The organism is Pseudoalteromonas sp. JB197 (genome assembly GCF_002332205.1).
Taxonomy (GTDB): Bacteria; Pseudomonadota; Gammaproteobacteria; order Enterobacterales; family Alteromonadaceae; genus Pseudoalteromonas; species Pseudoalteromonas nigrifaciens.
This window is the reverse complement of record NZ_NRGZ01000002.1, coordinates 277,550-301,966: the sequence shown is the minus strand read 5'-3', so window position 1 is coordinate 301,966 and position 24,417 is coordinate 277,550. Positions and strand designations below refer to the sequence as shown.

Genomic DNA, 24,417 nt, shown 5'->3' with positions numbered 1-24,417 from the left:
AATATAAATTAACCTCACACAATTTCTACGCTAGAATAACCGCCCGGCTTTTTAGCCACATGGACTTGTGTTGCTACGCGCTCACTCATTTCGCTTACATGCGATATAACACCTACTTTTCGCCCTTGTGCTTGTAATGAATCAAGTGCATCCATTGCAACACTGAGCGTTTCGCTGTCTAACGTACCAAACCCTTCGTCAATAAACAAAGAATTGATTTGTACTTTGTTTGACGACAATGAAGCAAGCCCTAAAGCCAGCGCCAAAGAGACTAAAAATGATTCACCACCAGAGAGCGTATTTACAGAGCGTTGCTCATCGGCCATGTCGCGGTCAATAATAGCAATATCTAAAGAGTGCTCAATAGCGGTTAATTCATAGCGTTTATTAAGGGTTTTTAAATGACTATTTGCATAATGCAGCAGTATTTTTAAAGTTTGCGTTTGCGCTAAATTACGCATGGTTTTACCGGTTGCATCGCCTAATACTTTATTAAGTAAATGCCACTGATCAACTTGCGTTTTAAGCGTAGTTAACTCAGCTTGTTTGCCTTTGAGCGTTTTAGCATTTTGGTTGTGCTGCTCAATAGCGGTATTAGTGGCGAGCAAGCTATTTTGTAGCTCTGTTTGCTGGGTATTTAATACATTTAGCTGCTCAGTTAACTCATCGTGGTTTTTTGAAGGCTTGTCAGTATTTTGATGCTCAGTGTACGATTTTTGTTGCTGTTTAAGCGCTGCATTTGTATCGGTTAGCGTTTGTGATACTTGTTCAAACTGTTTTAAGTGCGCTTTAATTTGCTCGCTACTTAAGGTTAGTAAAATAGTGACCTGTTCGTGGCTTGCATCGCTATGTTGCGCTTTAAATTCAGTAAACCACTCTAAGTAACGTGCCTCAAGGCTGGTTAGCTCCTGGGCGTGCTCTTGCAAGCGTTGCTCAACATTTTTAAGTGTTATGGCATGCTCGTCACGCTGTTTAATTGCGTTATCGTGCGCTTGTTGGCTGGCATTTAGCTGTGTTTGGCATTGCTCAAGCTGCATGGCTAGTTTGGTTTGATAGTCGCTTGCGCTTATTTGCTCATTATTAAATAAAGCTAATCGCTCGCTTTGCGTAATATTTTGCTGTTGCTGCGCTTTGGCTAAATCGTCATTTAATGCTTTAAGTGCGTGCTCACTTTTAGTGATTAATGGCGTTAATTGCTGTAAGTGCTGGTTTGCACTGTCGAGCTGTTTTTGACTTTGCTCAAGCTGCGTTAGTGTTTGCTGGTATTGCTCAACCTGTTTGTTTAAATCACTTAGGGTAAGCGATTCACTTTGCAGCTGCTGCCAAAAATCGCTATGTTCAAATTGCGCGTTAAGCGCTGTGCTTAGCTCGTTTATTTGTACGCTTAGCTCGTTATGTTTACTGCTTAATTGGTTTAGCTGATTAGTTAACTCAACATGCTGGTTTTGCAATTGCTGCTGTACGTGTTGCTCGGTTTTTAAAGCATTCAGCTGTTGATTTACTTTTTCTTGTAAAGTACGCAGCTGTGTTTGTACTGCAAAGTACTGGGCTTTTTGCTCGCTGAGTTGCTTGTAGGTTTCATCAAGCTTCTCGGTTGTTAAATCGTTAAGCTCGGTGCGAGCGTCTTGCATGGTCGTTTTTATTTCTAGCTGCTTAGCTAGTGCAATTTGTATTGCTTGGCTATGTTGCGTTTGCTCGGCCATTAACACAGCATGTTGTGTTTGGTGCTGATGCAGCTGGGTTTGGGCGCTATCGCGTTGCTGTTTTGTATTGTTATACGCTGTTTCAAAATCGGCTATTAAGTTATTTAATTGCTGGTTTTGAGTGCTTGCATATGGGTGCTCAGTTGCACCGCACACTAAACATGGCTCGTTAGGAGCAAGTTGTGTGCGTAAGTGTTCTACATTTTCACTGGCGCGAAGGCGTGCTTGGCTGAGCGTGTATTCGTTGTGCTTAAGCGTTTGCTCGCACGAAGCCAAATTTTGTAATAATGCGTTTTTCGCTTGCTCACTTTGGGTAATTTTTTCTGCAACGCGTGTTTGCTGTTGTGTGCTGTGTTTTAGTTCATGATTAAACTGTTTATAGCGCTCGCGTTGATCTTTTAAGTAATCAATATTTTTAAGCTTTGCATCGCACTGTTCAATATTAAATTGGCGTTGCTGCTCATTTAATTGGTTAAGATTTTTTTGCTCACTAGCAAGTAGCTGTTCTTGTGACTCAACCTTTGTATTTTGCGTGGTTAAAAGCATCGCTTGCTTAGCCTGCTCAGCCACTAATTTTTGGTTTTGATGTGCCGTTGTTTTTAATTGCTCAGTTGCGTTTAAAAACTGATTAAAACTGTGCTGATAGTAATTCCAATCATTGGCTAAAGGTTTTAATTGTGTGTGCGTAGTTAACCACTGTTGATGCTGAGCACTTAATTTTGTAGCTTCATCAAGCACAGATTGGCTTTGCTTAAATTGCTGCTGCAAATCGTTTAATTGTAATTGCTCTTTTTCGCTTTGCTGGGTAAGGCTTGTAATGGTTTGTGCTTGAATAGCTAATTGACTGTCGAGCTCGCGCGCTTTAGCAATAATAGGCTCAGCAGTTTGTTTTTGTTCTTTAGCTGTTTGTAATATCTCTTGGTGCTTACTAAGCGTATTAGCATGCGCAGTAATTATTGCAGTGTGATCTATACTTTTTAAGTCACTTACTTTCGTATTTAACTCAATATTTTGAGCTGTTAAACTTTTAAAGCGACTGCGGTTATCTTTAATTTCAAGTGCGCTTTGTGCTTGTTTAGCTTGCTCACTTTGCTGAGCAATAGCATTAAGCTCGTTTTGCGCTTGTTGCTGGTTTTGCTGTGCTTGTTTAAGTGCTTGCTCAAGCGTATTGGCTTGTTTATACCAATTTAAATTTTGCTCTGTAGTTGTTAAGGTTTTTTTAGTGTGTTCAATTTGCAGTTTTAATTCATTAAGCGAAGTTTGTTTAGCGGCTAATTCATCCTCACTCAGTAATGTGTAACTTGCTAAACTTGCTTGGAGTAATTCAAACTTTTCTTTTAGCTCTTTATTACGCTCAAAAATACGTACACCAATACGGCTAAATTTATCGGTACCGGTTAAGCATTCTAAAAGCTGTGCGCGCTCATCGCCGGTGGCTTTTAAAAACGCGGCAAATTCGTGTTGCGCTAATAACACTGCTCGCGAAAACTGATCAAAGGTTAACCCTATTTTGGCTTCTATTTGTTTTACTGTTTTACTTTTATCTGATGAAATTAACGTATCATCAGGTAATAAATGAAGCGTATGCTGTGCTGCTTGTAAATTGCCGTCGCTTTTGCCTCGCGAGCGATTAACGCTCCAACACGCTCGGTAACTTTCTTTGTCTTGCCCTACAAAGTCAACTTCAGCATAGCCATTAGACGTTCCTCGTCTAAGTAAGTTACGTGCGTCATTAAGCCTAATGCTGTCGCCTTGAAACTCTACCTTATTGCCTCTATCGCCACCTAACCTTGCGGTTTTAGCATATAAAGCTAAGCAAATAGCATCTAAAATAGTACTTTTACCTGCGCCGGTATCGCCGGTAATTGCAAATAATCCGGCGTCTTTTAGCGGGGCTGCTAAAAAGTCTATTTCGGCATCAACAATAGAAGCTAAGTTATGAATACGCACTGCGGTTATTTTCATAGTTGCTGTTGCTCCTCTAGTTCGTTAATAACATCGTTTAATAGATTTTTTAGTGCGTCGGGTACGCTTTCACCGTGCATATCTTTGTCGTTTGTAAATGCTTGTTCTAATAAATTAAGTGGGTTGAGCATTTCAACTTCAGTTAAATCTTCAAATACTGCGCCGCCTTCATTGTTAGCTGCTTGTTCGCGCACGCGCTCTATGCCACAAAAACGAATATGTTTACCCTCAAGAGCTTGTTCTATTTGTTCTCTGAAGGTGGTGTCGGTATCGCTAGATTTAAGTTTTACCCGTAAATAGGGTGCTATTGTATTGGCTGTGGTGTCGAGGGCTTTAATTTCCTCGCATAGCTCAGCTAATGGTACGCACTCCCCTTTCGGTAAAATTATTACATCGGCTAAACGAGGAATGTAAAGGGGGTTTACAGTTACACTAATTTGCTGTTTTTCATCGCTATTAAATTCAACTACATTTACTTGGTGGCTGTAATTTCGCTCTGAAAACGACATAGGAATTGGCGTACCGCTGTATCTAATGCATTCATTTTTAGCAACTTGCTGCGCTTTATGTAAATGCCCCAGCGCAACGTAGTGTGCTTGTTTACCAAATACGTTGGCAGATATGGCTTCTTCGCCGCCTATTACTAAGTTGCGCTCAGAGTCACTCGATATATCGCCGCCTTTAGCATGAAGGTGCCCCATAACAATTAACGGGGTATTTTCACTTTGTAAAGTAGCTGCATGCTCAAGGGCAAGTTCATATGCCTTTTTAACGCCTTGGGCATAGCTAGGGCCGCTTTTGGTTTGGCTTAGTGTAGTTACATCGCTTGCGCGCAAAAATGGCATGGCAACGATTACAGCGCGTTTTTTGTTAGTGTTAATAGTGATTACGATATCAGCCGCTGCTGTTGCCTCAAAACGCCCTACAACATGGGTATCAAATTGAGCGAGTAACGGTTGCGCGGCTAAAATACGATTTGCAGAGTCGTGGTTCCCAGCAATAATTACTACATGTAAATTAGGGCACTGCTTTTTGGCATCTTTAATAAATTGATAGAGTTGATTCTCGGCGCTAGCACTGGGGGTTGCAGTATGATAAATATCGCCAGCAACGAGCAGTAAATCTATTTGTTGCTCAACGAGAGTGGCTAACAGCCAAGTGAAAAAAGCAAGGTGTTCATGACGACGGTCATATTCATAAAATTGTTGGCCAAGGTGCCAATCAGAAGTGTGCAGAACTTTCATGTAGCGCTCTTAAAAAATCGTAAGAGCGCCAATATACCCAAGGCAGTTAAAGATGCAACCTTATAGGCTCATCTTGCTAGGGTGAATGGGCTTTAGCTAGCTCCTAAGCTAAACCAACCAACATAAATAAGAGGCAAGGCTAAAAGTGCCATAAATAACGGCAGTTTAATTGCTTTGGCTTTTTTAGCTTGTAACGCTTTCAATGCATTTTTTTCGTTACAAGCGGCCACTTTGTCAATATACAAATAACCTGAGTTTAAATACTGCTTACAGTTTTGCGCGTCTGCTGGAATAGCAATTAGTTTTTGCTGCTTTTTTAGAACATAAAAATCCATACACCACCACACTTTTCAACACTAAAATATTAATAAACATATTTGAAAATAATTATATTAAATTACCCTCAAATGAAAAAAGTGGGCGATTCTAAGTACAAATGGATACAAAGATCAACCTTAAACTTCACTATTGGCGATTTCTCATACAAAGGGATTAACTTTTTTGCTAAATAATTACATTTGGCTACCTTTGAAGCCAAAATACAGAGGGAGATTTAGTAGCTGTAAGCCGTTATTTTTAGCTGATATTTGGCAATTATTTTTATTTAAAACGACAAACTGTAAAGCCCCTTTACAGTTTTATTATTTTAATTCACGTTTAATTAATTTTATCTAAAAGAATAATGCGCTTTAATTGTAAAAAAATAGTGAAAACTAGCCTGAAAAAGTCGCACTTTATCGTTATTTTATTGAAGAAAAACGATAATTTTGTCAAAGTGCGTACACTAAAATCTAACAGGTTTAATAATGAAAAAAATAATTTATACGCTAAGTGCGGTTATATTGCCAATAGCAATGTCGAGCACTGTTTTAGCGTCTGCTATTGAGCAAACCAAAGGCAGCTATATCGATAAGTTTCGTCAACTAGACGAAGCATTGCCAACACCAAATGTTTATAGAAGTGCTGCCGGAGAACCTGGCGAAAATTATTGGCAGCAACGCGTTAATTACGATATTGACGTACAATTAGACGAAAAAAAGCGCCGTATAAGCGGTAGCCAAAAAATAGAATATAAAAACAATTCACCACACACATTAAAGTACTTATGGTTACAGTTAGATCAAAACGTTTTTAAAAATGATTCAATTGCAGAAACCACTCAAACGTTTAAAAGTACTTTAACAAGTTTACCAGCCGATAAACCCGCCAAGTTAAGTTTAGGCGACCTTCGTCGTCAACAGTTTATGAGTGACAACGAGCTTGGCTATACAATTAGCAATGTAAAAGATGACAATGGCGACGAGTTACGTGTAACCGTAGTTGATACATTAATGCGCATTGACCTAAATAAGCCGTTAAAGCCAGGTAAAGAAGCCGAATTTAGCATGAACTTTGCGTTTAACTTAGTTGAAGAAGATGCAGTAGGCGCACGCTCGGGCTATGAGCACTTTGAAAAAGATGGTAACGATATATTTTTAGTGGCGCAGTGGTTTCCGCGTTTAGCTGCTTATACTGATTACGAAGCTTGGACTAATAAAACATTTTTAGGTGGCGGCGAATTTACCTTAGAGTTTGGTGATTACGATGTTGAAATTACCGTACCTGCGGACCATATCGTGTCGGCAACGGGTAAGCTTAATAACGCAAGTAGCGTATTAACGAGCACGCAACGCAAACGTTTAAAGCAAGCCGAAAATGCTAAACGCCCTGTGTTTATTGTTAGTGAAGAAGAAGCGCTCGATAACGAAAAATCCAGTACAGATAAAACTAAAACTTGGCACTTTAAAGCTAATAACGTACGCGACTTTGCTTGGGCGTCGTCACGCAAATTTATGTGGGATGCTAAAGGCTATCAGCAAGGCGGTGATGAGCAGCCATTGGTTATGGCTATGTCGTTTTACCCTAAAGAAGGGGGCGATTTATGGAAAAAATATTCAACCGAAGCTGTTATTCACACTATGGAAGTGTATTCAAAGTATTCATTTGATTACCCATACCCAACCGCGCAGTCAGTAAATGGCCCTGTTGGTGGTATGGAATACCCAATGATCACCTTTAATGGCCCGCGCACTAAGCTGCAAGATGATGGAACTCGTACTTACTCTCAAGCAGAAAAACGATTTTTACTCGGTGTAGTGATCCATGAAGTGGGTCATATTTACTTTCCGATGATAGTAAACTCAGATGAGCGCCAATGGACTTGGATGGATGAAGGTTTAAATAGCTTTTTAGACGGTGTTGCAGGGCGAGAGTGGGACCCGAGCATTCCATGGGGTGTTGAGCCGCGCGATATAGTGGCGTATATGAAGTCAGAAATTCAAGTGCCTATAATGACCCAGTCAGACAGCGTATTGCGTTTAGGCCCTAACGCGTACACTAAACCCGCTGCTGCACTTAATATTTTACGTGAAGTTATTTTAGGCCGAGAGCTGTTTGATTTTGCGTTTAAAGAATACGCCCAGCGCTGGAAGTATAAGCGCCCTACCCCAGCTGATTTTTTTCGTACTATGGAAGAAGCTTCGGGTGTTGATTTAGATTGGTTTTGGCGTGGTTGGTTTTTTACCACAGATCACGTAGATATTGCTTTAGATAAGGTATATCAACTGCGTTTAGACACTAAAAACCCTGATATTGATTTTAGTCGCCTACGCGATATTGAAGCAAATAAGCCAACTTCGCTGTTTGTAGAGCGTAACCGCGCACAAGGTAAAAAAACCTGGGTAGAAGAAAATCCCGATGTTACCGACTTTTATGATGAAAACGACCGTTTTACCGTTACTAATAAAGAACGCAACGCGTACAACAAGTTTTTAAAGGGCTTAGAGCCGTGGGAGCGTAAAACGCTTGAGCGTGCAATAAAAGAAGACCAAAACTACTACGTAATGGAGTTTTCTAACGTAGGCGGCTTAGTAATGCCTATTCTATTAGAGCTGACTTTTGAAGATGGCAGCAAAGAAGAGCGTTATATTGCGGCCGAAATTTGGCGTCGTAATTATAAAAATGTGCAAAAACTAATAGTGACAGACAAAAATAAATCGCTGGTGTCGGTTACTATCGATCCGCGCTGGGAAACGGCTGACGTAGATATTGAAAATAATAACTACCCACGTCGTATTATTCCATCACGCATAGAAGTATTTAAAAAAGAAAAGAGCAAAGCAAAAGTAAGCCGCGATATCATGCAAGATATTAAAACCGAGCTTAAAAAAGACGAACCTAAAGGCGACGAAAATAATAATAGTGAGGAGCAACAATAATGCGCATATTGCTAATTATTGTTGGTTTATTAATTGCTGCGCCTAGCATGGCGCATCAATTAAAGTCGTCTGTTACTACTGTGCTTTTTAATAAACGTACTAATAATATTGAGCTAATGCATCGTTTTTATTTGCACGATACTGAGCATGCCGTGGCGCACTTATTTAAAGGTAAGGTTGATATTATTAGCAATAAAATAGATCAACAACGCTTTGCTAAGTATGTAGAGTCGCATGTTGCGCTACAAACGTTAAACGGTGAACCACTGCCGCTTAATTTTGTAGGAGCGCAAGTTGATGGCAAGTTTTTTTGGGTTTACCAAGAAGCGCCAATTCCGGTAAAAATTGCAGGAATTAAAATGAGTAACGGTGCACTGCGCGACTTATGGCCTTCGCAAGTTAATATGGTTAACGTTGAAGGACAAGGAAAAATAAAAACCTTAAACTTTACTCAAGACGACACTTGGCTTGAAGCAAGGTTTGAGCAACAATAATCCTACAAACTACGCGCACAGTCACTGTGCGCGTTTTTATTATTTTTACTCCTGTTTTTATGATCGACTTAATACTAAATTACGTTAATATACCTGTATATTAGTGTGCTTTTTAGCAAGCTAGGTAACCTGAACTTTGGATAATAAATCTATCTCAAGCAGCTACTTTCAGCGCTAACTGCGTTGAATTTACTTGCAATAGGCCAGCTATTGACGCGTAAATTCGCCTTGTTTTCACTGAAAATCTCTGGCTAGAGAAAATAAATTTAAATATAACTATGATTTAGTATGTTAGTAAATATCTTAACCAGAGGTCAGGTTAGGTATATAAATTTTGTTATTCATCAGTGATTTAGTTTTATAAACGATGAAGTTATTTTTATATAGGGTTTAATTCAATGGGTATTAAATACAAGGAAGGATATAGAAATGCAGATTGAAGCGATTAAAGGTGTGATTTTTGATTTAGATGGCACTTTAGTGTCATCAGAATTAGATTTTTCATTAATTAAAGCGCAAATAGGGTGCCCGTGTGAGCAAGACTTACTCGATTATATTGCCCAATTGCCTTCAGCATATATGCGCGAAGAAGCAATGAATATTGTACATCAGCATGAGTTACTCGACGCTCAACATGCCAAAATGCTACCCGGTGTGAGTGAGGCTGTAAATGCCCTTAAAGCTAAAAACATTCCAATGGCGATAGTTACACGCAATTTTGACAAAGCGGCCGCTATTAAGTTACAAAATAATCCACTGCCAATAGAAATAGTACTTACCCGAAGTGACGCGCCAGCAAAACCCGATCCGAGTGCATTAAATAATATTGCTACCTTGTGGAATATGAGTCCAAGTAATTTATTGTATGTGGGCGATTTTTTATATGATATTCAGGCAGCGCATAATGCCAATATGCGTGCATGTTTATACGCCCCCGATGTTACTCCTAGTTATGCTAGCCAGGCCGATTATGTATTACATGATTTTACGCAGTTAGTTACTTTAATTGACAATTACGCACAAAAAGTTGTGTTATGTTAAATAGCGCCTTGTTTGTTTTTTTATGTAATTAGTGTGGTGTTATAAACGTTATATATTAACGTGGTGCTAGCCCAATACGTTTTGAATTGGTAAAATGTCGACAAGTTTAACGTATTCATTAGAGGTACATGATGGGCAGAGCATTTGAAGTTCGTAAAAGTTCGATGGCTAAAACGGCTAACGCAAAAACTAAAGTAAATTCAAAATACGGCAAAGAAATTTACGTTGCAGCTAAAAACGGCGAACCTGACCCAGATGTAAACCAAACTTTGCGCCGCTTAATCGAAAAGGCAAAAAAAGATCAAGTGCCTGCGCATGTTATCGAAAAAGCAATTGAAAAAGCCGCCGGTGGAGCAGGGGAGGATTACTCAACTGCACGTTACGAAGGTTATGGCCCTGGAAATTGTATGGTTATTGTTGACTGTTTAACCGATAACCCAAATCGTACTATTAAAGATGTACGTTTGCCTTTTACTAAAACAGATTCAAAAATTGGTACACCGGGTTGTGTCGCGCATATGTTTGATCATTTTGCTGTGCTTGGTTTTTCAGGCGATGACGACGAAGTTGTGTTAGAAGCACTAATGATGGCTGACGTTGATGTAACCGATGTTGAAGTAGAAGACGGTAAAGTATCGGTGTTTGCCCCACATACAGAATACTTTAAAGCTAAAACAGCCCTTGAAGAGGCGTTTGAAGGCATTAATTTTGAAGTAGACGAAATTACTTTTGTCCCGCAAGTGCATATTGAAATTACAGATGAAGAAGTAATTGCTAACTTTGATAAGTTCATCACTATGCTTGAGGATTGTGATGACGTACAAAATATTTATCACAACGCAATCATCAAAAACTAATTAAAGCTGTATATTAAAGCGGTAATAATTTAAGAAAAAGCGTGTTTTGTGTAAGCAAAACGCGCTTTTTTGTGGTTAAAAACTAATAACGGCTACTAAGATGAATGTTAGCCATTCACCTTAGTTATTAATAATGGCTGGTATTTTTGGCAAATAAATAAAAACCAGCACTTTGGCTGGTTTTTGTATGCTAACTAGGGGGGGTTATTACTTGAAGTTAAGTGTTAAGTACCCTGCTGCGCTTTATATTTTAAGCGGTAGCTGTGCAATAAAGGCTCAGTGTAGCCACTTGGTTGCTTAGCTCCTTCTAACACTAAGGCTAGTGCCGCTTGGTAGGCAATATTATTAGCAAGTGATTGCTCACTAATTGCCATAGGCTTATAAGCACTGTCGTGTTCATTTTGGCCATCTACCACTTTTGCCATTTTGGCCATGGTTGATCTAATTTGTTGCTCGCTGCAAATACCATGATGCAGCCAGTTAGCCATATGTTGGCTTGAAATACGCAGTGTTGCTCTGTCTTCCATAAGGCCAATGTGGTTTATGTCGGGCACTTTAGAGCAGCCAATCCCTTGGTCAATCCAGCGTACTACATAACCTAAAATACCTTGGGCGTTGTTTTCAAGCTCGGTTTTAATATCTTCTTTGCTAAGTAGCTCAGGCTCGTCCATTAATGGCGGGGTAAGTAGCTCATCTAGGCTGGCAATAGCACGCTTAGCAATGCTTTGCTGCTCGCTAAATACATCTACATCATGATAATGCATAGCATGCAGAGTTGCTGCAGTAGGGGAGGGCACCCACGCGGTATTAGCACCTGATTTAGGATGAGCTATTTTTTGCTCCATCATTAATGCCATTTTATCGGGCATAGCCCACATACCTTTACCTATTTGTGCTTTATGGCTTAAGCCACAAGCCAAACCAATGTCTACGTTGCGATCTTCGTAGGCGCTGATCCACGGCTCTAATTTAATAGCGGCTTTAGGCAGTACCACACCGGCGTGCATTGAGGTATGAATTTCATCACCTGTTCTATCTAAAAATCCGGTATTAATAAATACTACACGCTCTTTTGCTGCATGAATACAGGCTTTTAGGTTAGCTGAAGTACGGCGCTCTTCATCCATAATGCCCATTTTAATGGTGTTTTTTTCTAAGCCAAGTGCTTCTTCAACCATGTTAAATAGCGTGTTAGTTAATGCCACTTCTTCAGGACCATGCATTTTAGGTTTTACAATATTTATACTTTGCGCACTGGAGTTTTTAAGCGCACTGCTAGAATTTAAATCATGCAGCGCCGCTGTTGCAGTAAACATGGCATCCATAATGCCTTCAAACACATCGTTACCGCTTACGTCGGTAATTGCAGGATTGGTCATTAGGTGGCCTACATTGCGCACAAACATCATGCTGCGGCCTTTTAAGCTTAGGGTTTCACCATTTAGCGCCGTATATTGGCGATCGCTTTGCAGGGTACGTTCAACTGTGTTATCGCCTTTTTTAAACGATTCAACTAAGTTGCCTTGCATTAAACCTAACCAGTTTTTATAAACTTGTACTTTATCCTCTGCATCAACCGCAGCTATAGAGTCCTCGCAGTCCATAATAGTGGTAAGTGCAGCTTCAAGTACCACATCTTTTAAGCCAGCTTTATCTGCTTGGCCTATTGGGTGATGGTGATCTATATGTAGCTCAAGGTGTAGGCCATTATTTTTGAGCAAAATAACGCTAGGGTTTTGTGCTTCACCTTGGTAACCCACTAATTGCTCAGGCTTTTTTAGTTTGGTTTGTGAGCTGTCGCGTAGAGTAATTGACAGCGCACCGTCAACAACAGAATAATTAGTGCTCTCTATATGCGAGCCGTTTTCTAGTGGCAAGGCTTTATCTAAAAACTGCCTCGCGTATGCCATTACTTTAAAGCCACGAACTGAGTTATACGTGCGGCCTTTTTCGGCACCATCTTCTTCGCTTAGTACATCAGTGCCGTATAGGGCATCGTATAACGAACCCCAACGTGCGTTTGCAGCATTAAGTGCAAAGCGTGCATTGCTTACCGGCACTACTAGCTGTGGTCCCGCTGTTTGTGCTATTTCGGGCTCAACATTCTTTGTTTCAATACTAAAATTTTCAGGTTCGTTTACAAGGTAACCTATGTCGGTTAAAAACGTCTGGTACTGGGCTTTATCCCAGCTTTTATTAGCCAGATGATACTCATCAATTTGCTGTTGTAGCTGTTCGCGTTTAGCAAGTAGAGCTCTATTTACTGGCGTTAATGTTTGTACAATATGCGCAAAGCGCTGCCAAAATTGCTGCTCATTTAAATGTGTACCAGGTAATAGCTGGTTTTTAACAAAATCAGCTAGTTGGTTGTCTACGCTGAGTCCTGAGTGAGTGAGAGTATGGGGCATTTTAATAATCCTTAAACGGTCGCGATATTGTAAATTTTAGTGTGCGTAGTGTAACCATAACGTAAAAAAGAGGGGTTGAGTGCATTTTACTCATTCATGATATGTATAGCCGCAATAAAAACTATAAATTTACTAAATCTGAAAAATAAGCCTAATGTTTAATTAAGCGCTGCAGAGCAACTAAAGCAGTCACTCTCATAACACTATAATAATTTACCCCGTTCAAAGGATTTTAATTATGACTACATATAAAAGCGAAACAGATACATTAGCAACACTTTGTAAAAAACAAGGTAGTGCATGGAAAACCATTAACCCTGAATATGCAACACGTATGCGTTTACAAAATCGCTTTCGTACTGGGGTAGAAATTGCACAGTTTACTGCTGACATTATGCGTGAAGACATGGCCGCATACGACGCAGATACAAGCCAGTACACTCAGTCTTTAGGTTGTTGGCATGGATTTACTGCGCAACAAATGATGATGGCTATTAAGCGCCATCAAAAAACAACTAAGCGTAGTTATGTATACTTAAGTGGCTGGATGGTTGCGGCACTTCGTTCAGAGTTTGGTCCGCTTCCGGATCAAAGTATGCACGAAAAAACCTCAGTTCCGGCACTAATTGAAGAAATTTACACCTTTTTAAAGCAAGCCGATGCACGTGAGTTAGACCATTTATTTAATGACCTAGATGCAGCTAAAGCAAATGGTGGCGACGTACAAGCGGTACTAGATAAAATTGATAACTTTGAAACGCACGTAGTGCCAATTATTGCAGATATCGATGCCGGTTTTGGTAACGAAGAAGCGACTTACCTACTCGCTAAAAAAATGATTGAAGCAGGTGCTTGTGCTATTCAAATCGAAAACCAAGTGTCTGACGCTAAGCAGTGTGGCCACCAAGCTGGTAAAGTAACCGTACCGCACGAAGACTTTTTAGCTAAAATTAACGCAGTACGTTACGCATTTTTAGAGCTGGGTATTGATAACGGTATTATTGTTGCGCGTACCGATTCACTAGGTGCGAGCCTAACGCAAAAAGTACCGGTTTCACAAACTCCAGGTGACTTAGCTAGCCAATACAATGCATTTTTAGAAACTACGCCAATTAACGGTGTTGAAGATTTAAATGAAGGCGACACTGCAATGAAGCTTAATGGCCAACTTTGCAAACCAACGCGCCTTGATAATGGTTTATTCCAGTTCCGCGAAGGTACAGAAAAAGACCGCGTAGTACTAGATTGTGTAACTAGCCTACAGTCGGGTGCAGATTTACTGTGGATTGAAACCGAAAAACCACATGTTAAGCAAATTGCTGAGCTGGTTAATCGTGTTAAAGAGCAAGTGCCAGATGCTAAGCTTGTTTATAACAACTCACCGTCGTTTAACTGGACACTTAAGTTTCGTGAGCAAGTGTATCAAGAATGGCAAGAAGCGGGCCGTGACCTTAGCGCTTACCCAAGCTTGGGTGACAATAAAGGCCTTATGGCACCAGAAATGGATGCTACCGAGCTTGCAGTAGCAGCCGATTTACTAGTACAAAACTTCCAACGTGATGGTGCACGTGAAGCCGGTATTTTCCATCACCTAATCACATTGCCAACGTACCATACAGCAGCACTAAGTACGGATATTTTGTCAGAAGGTTACTTTGGTGACTTAGGTATGCTGGCTTATGTACGTGATGTACAGCGTCAAGAGATTCGTCGCGAACAAGCGTCTGTTAAGCACCAAGACCTTGCAGGCTCTAACATTGGCGATACACACAAAGAGTACTTCTCTGGTGATAATGCGCTTAAAGCCGGTGGTGAAGATAACACCATGAACCAATTCTAATTCAACTAGATAGTGTTACGTAAAGGGCCGAAAGGCCCTTTTTTTATGCGTATAATTAAGTAACCTGTCTGTGGGTAATAAAGCTAGCTTTAGTCGCTTTTTGACGTTAACTGCATTGAATTTGTTTGCAATAGGCCAGCCATGGGCGCGTAAAGCTGCCTTGTTTCCTCCCCACTCCTCAAATAAACTTCTGATTAAAGAAAATAAAATTATCATTACAGTTTAATACTTTAGTAAACCTTTTAACCAGTTCAGTTAAGTAGCTACCCACAACAGATCAGTATTTAACTAGCTGGCAATAATTACGGATCAGAGTTTAACCAAGCTTAGTGTAAAGCCCATTATTTAACCTTTTTAGCACTTTTATGGCTTTATAAACTGTAAATAAAGGCCATAAGTGACTGATTTTAGCTTTTTAAGTGAACACTCACCTTATAATAAACCGATTTTTTACTAACTTGAGCAATCCACAAAACACTTTTTTACTAACTGAGGGCCTATAAACACTAGCTCAAACCGGTTTTTTACCAACTCAGTGGGTATTTAATTGTATAAACCGAAATTTTACCAACTCAAATAATAGTTAAGTCCGATACTTAAGCTAGGCATTAAGATAGCTTAAGTATTAGTAAGCATTTAGATGGCTTTATCTCTATATTGCTGATGTTAGCGTGTAGGTGAATATAGTTAAAGTGGACTATATCCCTAAAGGGGTAGAGAGTACTTTTTGGCTATATTAACCTGATCTCCGGATAATAAACTTATCTCAAGCAGCTATTTTCAGCGCTAACTGCGTTGAATTTACTTGCAATAGGCCAGCTATTGACGCGTAAATTCGCCTTGTTTTCACTGAAAACCTCTGGCTAGAGAAAATAAAATTAAATATAAATATGATTCAATACGTTAGTAAATCTCTTAACCAGAGTTCAGGTTAATTAACTTGCCGCGGCGTTTGTGGTTTGCCTTGGTGTTACTATTAAAAATACCTAACCTGAGTTTAGGTTACTTACTGTAAACCCCCTTTACACTTATTGGTAATGCAAAAAAGCCACTTTTAAAAAGTGGCTTTAACTTACATACCAAGCGGTATGTTTAGGTTATTTAGTGTGTTTATAGATTACCACCATTGAATATAGGCAACTTTAGCCATTAAATTAGACGGACGAGCGGTAATACCATGTGATGCATCGGGAATACGTACCATAGCGGTTTCAACACCTTGTAGCTTTAATGCTTGATAAAACTGTTCAGTTTCTGAAATCGGTGTACGGAAATCAGATTCACCGGTTAGTAGCATAGTGGGTGTTTTTACATTGCCGACATAACTAATTGGCGAGCGTTTCATATAATGTTCTATATGATCCCACGGCTTACCCGGAAACCAATAGTCAGCAAAGAACGGGTAAAAGTCGGCAGTTAGTACAAAACTGATCCAGTTAATTACAGGTTTAGCAACCACGGCTGCGGCAAAACGGTCGGTATGGCCAACTATCCACGCGGTAAGTACGCCGCCACCAGAGCCACCGGTAACAAACAATTTAGACTCATCAATAAAACCTTTGGCAATTAAAGCATCTACTCCAGTCATTAAGTCGTCATAATCGTTACTTGGGTAATTATGATGAATAGTTTGTGCAAACTCTTTGCCGTAAGAATCACTCCCGCGAGGGTTCATATACAATACAACGTTCCCCTTAGCCGCATATAATTGTACCTCGGCGCTAAAGTGCGGGCCGTAATTGGCTACCGGGCCACCATGAATTTCAAGAATTAATGGGTACTTTTTATTACTGTCAAAACCAGGCGGGTAGGCTACCCAAGCTTGAATTGGCAGTTGATCGTGGCTCGATTTAAGCCATAGCTCTTCTACCTTGGCTAGTTGTTTATGCCCCAGCGAGTTGTCATTTAAACTTGTTAAGCGCTGTGCTTTACCACGTTTAATTGCCGCGACATCGGCAGGGCGCTGCGTGTCGGCTAGGGTAAACACAATTTCGTCATCTTCGCTCACATCAAAGTCGCCACCAGAATAAGGACGACCAAACGAAACGCTGCCAATTTTTTCAGTAATAACTTTACGTGAACCGCTACGAGGTTGGTACGCTAACGTGGTTTGCCCTTGATCAGCGTAACTAAAGTAAATGCCTTTAGAGTTACCGCTCCACTTTATTTTGGCTACGCTGCGGTCTAAGTCGGCAGTTAAATTAGTTGTTTTACCCGAACGTAGGTCGCGAATATACAATTGGGTGTTTTCGTAATTAGTTTGCTTGTCATCGTAACCGGTATACGCAAGGTAGCGGCCATTAGGCGATACTTGAGGTTGGCGATCGGGGCCGTTTCTATCGGTTACAGCGGTTACTTCAAGCGTAATTAAATTAAGTTTATATACTTCGCTGTTAGTTGGTTTTAACAAGTAATTGTTATGCCTATTAGCCGAAAAATATAACGCTTTTTTATCTTTACTAAAGCTAACTTCGCCGCCGTTATTAAACTCATCAAAGGTGAGCTGTTTAGCATTGCCGCCATTTGCGTCAATAATAAATAATTGCTCAAAGCCCTTCTTAGAGTAACCAGCACCATCAGCACGATAATACACATCGTCAATATATTTAGCTGGCTCTGCCCAAGTAGCGCCTTCAGGTTTACCAGGTAAGTTAATGGGTGAGCTTGATGTGGTGGCAACAAACATACTAAATGCGAGTTGCTTAGCATCTGGGCTCCAGCTTAGCGCTTTTGGCGTACTTGTAAGGTTACTTATTTTGCTAACCGCGCCAGTTTTAAGCCATTTCATGTAAATTTGGTTGCTACCGTCACGGTTTGAAATAAACGCTAAACGAGAGCCGTCCGGCGACAACTTGGGCGAATGATCCATATGCACGCCAGAAGTAAGCGGTTGAATTTGTCGTGTTTTATAATCTACCCAATAGCGCCAAGTGCTCCATCTAAATCTAATGAGCCAAAGCGAGTTAATTTAGGTGGTGGTGAAAGGCGCACCACCACGAAGTGGTGGCTTTAATCAAATCCTTCCTGCTGAGCTAAATATTGCTTCACGATTTCAAGTGGTGCACCTCCGCAACTAACCAGACAATAACTTCTGCTGTAAAAAACTGGCTTCCAGTAAAACTCACCCAAGTGTTCGGAAAACTCCTTTCGCACAAGTCTTGATGTAGCAGTTTTTAAACTGTTCACCATTTTACTTGGTTGCATCTTGGGATTAGCAGAAATTAAAAGGTGAAGGTGATCTGGCTCACCATTGCACTCCAAAAGCTCACAATCCCAAGATTTTAACAACCTTTTGTACTGAGATTCTAAGTACGCGGCAACCTCTGGCGTGATACAGCGACGACGATATTTAGTTACAAGAACTAAATGATAGTGAATATTATAAACGCTGTGATACAGCGTTTTTAGGGCTTGTTTTTTCATAACAACTAAATATAATTAGTTGTTATGAAAAAAGCAATCCGTAAAGTTACATATAAAATGAAACCATCAGTTTCTCAAGAAGAATCGCTGATGGATTTGTTTGTCCACCATCACCAGTTGTACAACTGGGCTTTACGTGATCGCATCGAAACATATCGTGATTCTAATTACAGTCTTAACTTTCACGAACAGTGCAAAATCAACACTCTGTGGCGTAATAACCGTAAAGCGCATGGCATTTTCAATGCTAATGCTCAGAGTGAGCAAGTCACATTAAAACGTGTTGCACTGGCTTTTGACGGTTTTTTTAGACGGCTCAAAAAAGGTGATAAGAAAGCTGGATTCCCACGTTTTAAACCATTTCAACGCTTTAAAGGTTGGGGCTACAAGGCTCATGGTGATGGTTGGAAGCTCAACCTGAAAGAAAAAAAGCATGGTGCTGTTTATTTGGCTGATGTTGGTATCGTTAAGATCCGAGGTAAAGCTAGAAACACAGGAGGCAAGCCGAAAACTGCCGAAATCATCCGAAAGAATGGTGAGTGGTTCATTTCAGTTTCAATGGAGTATGACACCATTGAGAGAAACTGTGGCACTAAAGCTGTTGGCTTGGATTGGGGTGTTTCTCATTACTTTTCGACTATCGATCAGGATGGTAATTTTGAGCAAGTCGAAAACCCCCGTTACCTCAGAAACAGCAAAGAGCGATTAACCTCTTTACAACGTGACCTCGCGTTAGCGAAAAAAGGCACTCGCACCCAGCGAAAATTAAAGCATCAAATAGCCAAACTCCACCAGAAAATCGCCCGTCAAAGACTCGATTTTACTCATAAAGAAACTGCAAAATTAGTTGAAGTGGCGGCATTGATCGCCACCGAAAAACTCACCGTTAAGAACATGACTCGCAGTGCCAAAGGTACTGTCGAGAAAAACGGAAAAATGGTGAAACAAAAGGCTGGTCTGAATCGGGAAATTCTGAACACCGCGCCAGCCATGACTCTTAATTTACTGCGATACAAAGCGGAAGAAGCTAGTAGCGAATTTGTTGAAGTACCAACAAAGCAAGTTAAGCCAAGTCAAACCTGCCCAGACTGCGGAGCTAAGAAGAAGAAATCCTTAGCAGACCGCTGGCACTCATGCGAATGTGGTTGTGAGAAGCCCCGCGATGTAGCCAGTGCGCAAGTTAACTTAAACTGGGCGTTAGGTATTCAGGCTGGGAACCAGCCTAAAAAGGTAGCTTAGGCTTTCTTTTTGAAACTCCTTCAAAACGCGCAGCGTTTAGTGGGAGTTGTTCATTGTCCAAATATTACCTATTTTACGGTCGGTTTTTATATCCATTCTGTTACGTACAAAATAAACTGTTTTACCGTCTTTGGTAATGTCTAGCTGGTTGGCGTATTCAAGCGTAAATACATCTTCTAACTGTAGGGTACTGCTATTGGCAAAGGCAAGATTACCTGTGCTTATTAATAGACTAAGCGCAAAAAATGTTTTCATTTCAAATCCCTGTGGTTGTTAATAATAATGGTTATATGTTAGAGAGTTTAAAAATAATAGCTAGGGTGATGAAGTAATTGCGTGGGTAGACTGAATCTGTAAAACGGTTCAGCTGTAAAGGGGGTTTACAACTGAACATATTAAATAATGATTTAACGTTTACACAATAACTTTATTTGTTGAATGAGTGCAATACCGGCAGGGTTATCGCCGTGAACGCATAAACTATCGGCATCTAAAATTAACTTTTTACCTGAACGCGTAGTTACGCTGCCATCAGCTAACAGTTGCTTTACTTGCTCAATTAAAGCTTGCTCGTTATGCACACTACCTGCTAACTGCCTTGACACTAAAAGCCCTTCGTCGGTGTATTGTCTGTCGGCAAAGGCTTCTAATATTAATTTTACCCCTAAAGTGTCGGCCATTTTTTGATGCTTTTTAGCATCAGCCGTTGCTAAAATCATTAATTTTAATGGGCTAGGGTAGTGTGCTACCGCGCTCATTACGCTAGTTAAAAGCTGCTCGTTAAGCATCATATCGTTATAAAGTGCGCCATGGGGCTTAACATAACTAAGGCTTAAGCCTTGTACTTTGGCCATACCTTCTAGCGCAGCAATTTGATAGTGCAGACAATTTGTAAGCTCGCTTGCACTTAGCGCCATAGATCGTCTGCCAAAACCTTGTTGATCTGGGTAGCTAGGATGAGCGCCAATTTGTACCTTATGCTGTTTTGCCAGCTTGAGCGTATTTGCCATTACATCGGCATCACCCGCATGAAAACCACAAGCAATGTTAGCCATATTAATGTGCGGCATAACCTCTTCATCTAAGCCCATTTTCCAAGCACCAAAGCTTTCACCTAAATCGCAATTTAATAGCATTTAAGTTCTCCTTACTTTTTTATTGTTACAGGCAAAGTGCCATAAGCTGGCAATTTGCCTAACAGTACGTGTGCTAAAGCGGTAAATGCGGGGCCTGTTACAATATCGTTTTTATCGTGATCAATATTATAGGCATACGATGCAAGTACAGCATGCGCATAATCGCTAAACTCAGCAATGTCGTAAGGCGCTCTTAGGCTAATAAATACCATATTTTTATTTTGCTTTTTGGCCACTTTTAATAACGACTCAAGTGCTTTTGGCTGCTGTGCGTTGCTAAGTGCAAATTGAGGATCGTTTTTTAAATCATCCATACCGCCAATTTCTACCGCACTTTGATTTGGCGTTGCATTGCCCGCTATAACAACATCGGCTTTATTAATGTCTGTGTGCGCTTGTTGCGGATCAAAGCCTTGCAAGCTACTACAAGTATAGTTAAGCGTATGTTTACTAATGCTTTGCAGGGCTTGTTGTAGTGCCATGCATTTGCGGGTGTCGGGCATTATAATATGAACATGTTGCCCGGCTTTAAGTGTAAGTGGCAGTGTATTGTGAGTGTTTTTAACTTGTGTAATAGCCTCTACCGCTAATTGTGCTTCAATATCGCGATGCGCTTTACTCCCAATAACGTGCTTGGCGTTAACTAGCGCATTAATGGCGTTAAAACTGGTGTTAAGTTTAAACTTACTTTTAAGCGTTGTAATACGCTGCGCCGACTCAGTTATTTCTTGTTGATTAAGTTGCTTAGACTTAACTGCAGCAACTAAATCTTTAATGAGCTGATCAAGTTTGGTTAAGTCATCTATGCTGCGAATTTCTATTGGCATTAAGGCAATATCGACCCCTGCAGCAAAGGTGTTTATAACCGCTTGAGTAGGATTAAAAAAGTGACTAATACCTGCCATATCAAGTGCATCGGTTACTACTACGCCATTATAATTAAGCTCATGGCGTAAAATATCAGTAATTATTTTACGCGACATAGTTGCGGGTTTAATCATGCTTTTACCATCAACACTGGTAAAGGTACTGCTATCAAGCGCAGGGTACTGAATATGTGCGGTCATGATCATGCCAGGGCTTTGCGTGGCAATAATCTGTTTAAAAGGGGCTAGATCTTGTTGGTAAATAACCTCTTTTGCATGGTTTACCCTAGGTAAGCCCGTATGGCTATCTACGTTAGTGTCGCCGTGGCCCGGAAAATGTTTAAGTGAACTAATAATGCCGTTATTTTCAAACCCAGCAACTTGAGCTGCACCTAAAGTTGCAACGCGCTTAGGATCCTCGCCAAACGAACGTACATTAATAACGGGGTTATCTGGGTTCATATTTACGTCGATTGAAGGCGCATAATTAACGTTAATACCCAAAGCACTTAGCTCGGTGGCCATTACTTTAGCGGTTTGCGCGGCAAAATAACTGTCGTGTTTTTCAAAAGTAGCACCAATCGACATATTACCGGTAAACGAGGTTGCTACATCGCGCGGTAGGCGTGCAACACGGCCGCCCTCTTGATCAACCGAAATAAACAAAGGTAATGCCGAACTCGATTTACTTGCAGCATGTTGTAATTGTTGGTTAAGGGTAATTATTTGTTCAATAGATTGGGTGTTTTCAGAAAATAAAATCACCCCGCCAATATTGTATTTACTAATGGCGTTTGCCAGTTCATTGGGTAATTGAGTCATTGGCGTTCGGCACTGTTTGCTTGCACCTTGGTGACAAAAATAGCGAAAGTCGAGTAATAGCTTTTGGCCAAGTTGTTGTTCAAGCGTAAGCGCAGGTTGAGCTATAGAAGATTGTAATGGCATTAAACACCCGATTAAAAAAGCAATAGACGATACAGCATACTTATTTAGCAAAACACACTCCAAAGCTAAATAAAATAGATAAGTGCATGCAGCTTATCTATTTTTTAGTGCAACTGCAAAGCAGATACGCAATAGCGGTACGTTTAAGTCTTATTGATTTTTAAAGCTGAATAGGCGCTTACATAAAGCACTTTATTTAGGCGAAAATTCGCAATCTAAAAGTTTTAATAACACAATTTAAATGTAACAATTTTATAACAAATGTGGATTTTAAAGCATAAAGAAAGTATTATTTCTAGCTTTATGTATGAATTATAAGTGCAAGCTGATTAGCTTTGTACTGTGGACGATAATCGCTTGCTCAATAAATTGCTATCGGCTTTAAACCTTCGGTTTCTTATTTTTTTGTTAGTACTCTTAGCTGCATTAAGTACCTTGGTGAGTAGTCTTTATTCTACTTATCAAGTGCAAAAAGAACAGCTAATGAGTAATACACTAAAAAGCAACTTTGCTTATGCTAATAAATTAGCATCGGCAACGAATAACTTTTTAGAGTCAGCCATGCAACAACTGGCTTATTCAGCTAAAAAAATAGAACAAAACATAGATGACAACACGCTATTACAAGCAGAGGTCACGCGCTTAAATCGACAAACAAACAGCTTTAACTCCGTTATTATAAACAAATACGGCATCATTAGCGCAACCTCCCCCGAGCTACCACTGATTATTGACCAACCCTTATCGTCACCAGGCGCAACACAGGCATTTAAAGAGCGTCGCCCGTTGATCAGCGACTCTTATATGTCTAAATCAGGTAATTTAATTGTGTTTATTTCACATCCGCTCTTTTCTAGTAAAGGTGACTATTTAGGGTATATAGGTGGGTCATTATATTTAAAAGAGCGCAGTATATTAAATGACCTGTTGGAGCATCATTATTTTGAGGGAGGAACACATATTTATGTGGTTGATACTAAAAAGCGTATTCTTTATCATCCTGACTCTGCACGCATAGGTACTTTTTTAGCTAATAATAAAGTTATTAATCAGGTGCTTATGGGTAATGATGGCATCGCTCATATAAATAACAGCCAAAATATTCATATGCTTGCAGGTTACGCCCCAGTAAAACTGGCCAACTGGGGGATTATTGCGCAACGCCCTATAAAAGTAACGTTAAGCTCGTTAGACACATTAATAATTGCAGTGATAAAACGTACATTGCCTATCGTTATTATTATTTTTATTTTAATCGGCTTGTTTGCGCATTTTATTTCTAAGCCACTTAAGCGACTAGCTGATATTGCAAATAGAACTGATGAATTGAATCATGAAAGTGAGTTGAAAAAAGTTAAGTCATGGTATTTTGAAAGTCAGCAATTAAAAACAGCAATGTTAAAAGGTGAAAGTGTTTTACAACTGCAAATAGGGCAGTTACGCCACGATGCACAAACAGATCCTCTAACGGGGATTCATAATCGCAGAAGTTTAAAAGTATGGCTTGATAAACTAATCCACGAACAAACGTTATTTACCATTTTAGAAATAGACATCGACTTTTTTAAACGCGTAAATGATACATATGGGCACGACAAAGGCGATGAAGCACTCAAAGCATTAACCAAGCTTATTCAAAGTGTTGCTCGCAAAGATGATATTGTTGCGCGCATTGGCGGCGAAGAATTTGTGCTTGTAATACCTAATCAAAACAGTGAAGGTGCATTTAAAATAGCAGAAAGGCTGCGCCTTGCAGTTGAGTCGTCACATATAGATACAGTTGGTTACATAACCATATCAATAGGTATTGCTAGTTACCCAGAGCACGGCACTAATATTGAGCAAGTATTTAAAAAAGCCGATAACGCACTTTACTATGCAAAAGAGCATGGTCGTAACCGTAGCGTTATTGCTAATTTAATAGAGTAACTGAAAGACCCTTAACTAATTTAAACAAGGTTTAATATTTTAAATTATTTGAATAATAAGCTTGACACAA

At 40.0% G+C, this 24,417-nt stretch carries 14 protein-coding genes and 2 pseudogenes; 7 read left to right on the top strand and 9 right to left on the bottom strand.

Annotation, left to right across the window (positions count from 1 at the left end; translation table 11 throughout):
• Window positions 1–14 precede the first annotated feature (14 nt).
• The 3 genes from CIK86_RS16495 to CIK86_RS16485 form a co-directional block, all read right to left on the bottom strand.
• Complete coding sequence (locus tag CIK86_RS16495) at window positions 15–3,668, bottom strand: AAA family ATPase (RefSeq protein WP_086995506.1); 3,654 nt, start codon at window positions 3,666–3,668, stop codon at window positions 15–17.
• The gene (locus tag CIK86_RS16490) at window positions 3,665–4,912 is read right to left on the bottom strand and encodes an exonuclease SbcCD subunit D C-terminal domain-containing protein (protein ID WP_086995503.1); all 1,248 of its coding nucleotides are present in this window, start codon (window positions 4,910–4,912) and stop codon (window positions 3,665–3,667) included. The genes CIK86_RS16495 and CIK86_RS16490 overlap by 4 nt, the downstream gene beginning before the upstream one ends.
• A 92-nt stretch (window positions 4,913–5,004) precedes the next feature.
• The gene (locus CIK86_RS16485) at window positions 5,005–5,247 is read right to left on the bottom strand and encodes a hypothetical protein (RefSeq protein WP_011329698.1); all 243 of its coding nucleotides are present in this window, start codon (window positions 5,245–5,247) and stop codon (window positions 5,005–5,007) included.
• A gap of 471 nt (window positions 5,248–5,718) precedes the next feature.
• Between CIK86_RS16485 and CIK86_RS16480 the strand changes: the two genes are divergently transcribed.
• The 4 genes from CIK86_RS16480 to CIK86_RS16465 all read left to right on the top strand — a co-directional run bounded on the left by CIK86_RS16480 (window position 5,719) and on the right by CIK86_RS16465 (window position 10,561).
• Window positions 5,719–8,169, top strand: coding sequence for a M1 family metallopeptidase (locus CIK86_RS16480; RefSeq protein ID WP_086995500.1), 2,451 nt, complete (start codon window positions 5,719–5,721; stop codon window positions 8,167–8,169).
• Window positions 8,169–8,663, top strand: coding sequence for a DUF6702 family protein (locus CIK86_RS16475; protein WP_086995497.1), 495 nt, complete (start codon window positions 8,169–8,171; stop codon window positions 8,661–8,663). Before CIK86_RS16480 ends, CIK86_RS16475 begins: the two co-directional genes overlap by 1 nt.
• 423 nt (window positions 8,664–9,086) lie before the next feature.
• A complete protein-coding gene (locus CIK86_RS16470) occupies window positions 9,087–9,704 on the top strand; it encodes an HAD family hydrolase (RefSeq protein WP_086995494.1) in 618 nt (205 codons plus the stop codon).
• A 131-nt stretch (window positions 9,705–9,835) separates the two neighbouring features.
• Window positions 9,836–10,561, top strand: a complete 726-nt coding sequence (locus CIK86_RS16465) for a YebC/PmpR family DNA-binding transcriptional regulator (protein WP_011329702.1) — start codon at window positions 9,836–9,838, stop codon at window positions 10,559–10,561.
• A gap of 224 nt (window positions 10,562–10,785) precedes the next feature.
• Here the strand turns inward: CIK86_RS16465 and CIK86_RS16460 are convergent, their stop codons facing one another.
• Entirely contained in the window at window positions 10,786–12,969 is a 2,184-nt protein-coding gene (locus CIK86_RS16460; protein ID WP_011329703.1) for a malate synthase G, read from the bottom strand.
• 238 nt (window positions 12,970–13,207) lie between these two features.
• Between CIK86_RS16460 and CIK86_RS16455 the strand changes: the two genes are divergently transcribed.
• Window positions 13,208–14,809 carry an isocitrate lyase gene (locus CIK86_RS16455; RefSeq protein WP_011329704.1) on the top strand — a complete coding sequence of 534 codons (1,602 nt, stop codon included), beginning with the start codon at window positions 13,208–13,210 and terminating at the stop codon, window positions 14,807–14,809.
• Between the two features lie 1,117 nt (window positions 14,810–15,926).
• On the opposite strand, the pseudogene CIK86_RS16445 reads toward CIK86_RS16455, so the two are convergent.
• Together CIK86_RS16445 and tnpA are read right to left on the bottom strand one after the other, a co-directional pair.
• Window positions 15,927–17,726: pseudogene (locus CIK86_RS16445) on the bottom strand (S9 family peptidase); the annotation flags it as partial.
• A gap of 92 nt (window positions 17,727–17,818) precedes the next feature.
• Window positions 17,819–18,232: an IS200/IS605 family transposase gene (gene tnpA, locus CIK86_RS16435; protein WP_086995488.1), complete on the bottom strand. Its 414-nt coding sequence runs from the start codon at window positions 18,230–18,232 to the stop codon at window positions 17,819–17,821.
• Between the two features lie 24 nt (window positions 18,233–18,256).
• On the opposite strand from tnpA, the gene CIK86_RS16430 reads away from it, so the two are divergent.
• The gene (locus tag CIK86_RS16430) at window positions 18,257–19,471 is read left to right on the top strand and encodes an RNA-guided endonuclease TnpB family protein (protein ID WP_014610911.1); all 1,215 of its coding nucleotides are present in this window, start codon (window positions 18,257–18,259) and stop codon (window positions 19,469–19,471) included.
• Window positions 19,472–19,519: 48 nt separating this feature from the next.
• On the opposite strand, the pseudogene CIK86_RS16425 reads toward CIK86_RS16430, so the two are convergent.
• The 3 genes and pseudogenes from CIK86_RS16425 to CIK86_RS16415 form a co-directional block, all read right to left on the bottom strand.
• Window positions 19,520–19,726 (bottom strand): annotated as a pseudogene (locus CIK86_RS16425) (S9 family peptidase); the annotation flags it as partial.
• Between the two features lie 152 nt (window positions 19,727–19,878).
• On the bottom strand, window positions 19,879–20,607 hold the full coding sequence (locus CIK86_RS16420; protein WP_011329706.1) for a 5-oxoprolinase subunit PxpA: 729 nt from the start codon (window positions 20,605–20,607) through the stop codon (window positions 19,879–19,881).
• Between the two features lie 11 nt (window positions 20,608–20,618).
• Window positions 20,619–22,418, bottom strand: a complete 1,800-nt coding sequence (locus CIK86_RS16415) for a glycoside hydrolase family 3 protein (RefSeq protein ID WP_086995480.1) — start codon at window positions 22,416–22,418, stop codon at window positions 20,619–20,621.
• Between the two features lie 483 nt (window positions 22,419–22,901).
• Between CIK86_RS16415 and CIK86_RS16410 the strand changes: the two genes are divergently transcribed.
• A complete protein-coding gene (locus tag CIK86_RS16410) occupies window positions 22,902–24,347 on the top strand; it encodes a sensor domain-containing diguanylate cyclase (RefSeq protein WP_086995515.1) in 1,446 nt (481 codons plus the stop codon).
• The last annotated feature ends 70 nt before the right edge of the window (window positions 24,348–24,417 follow it).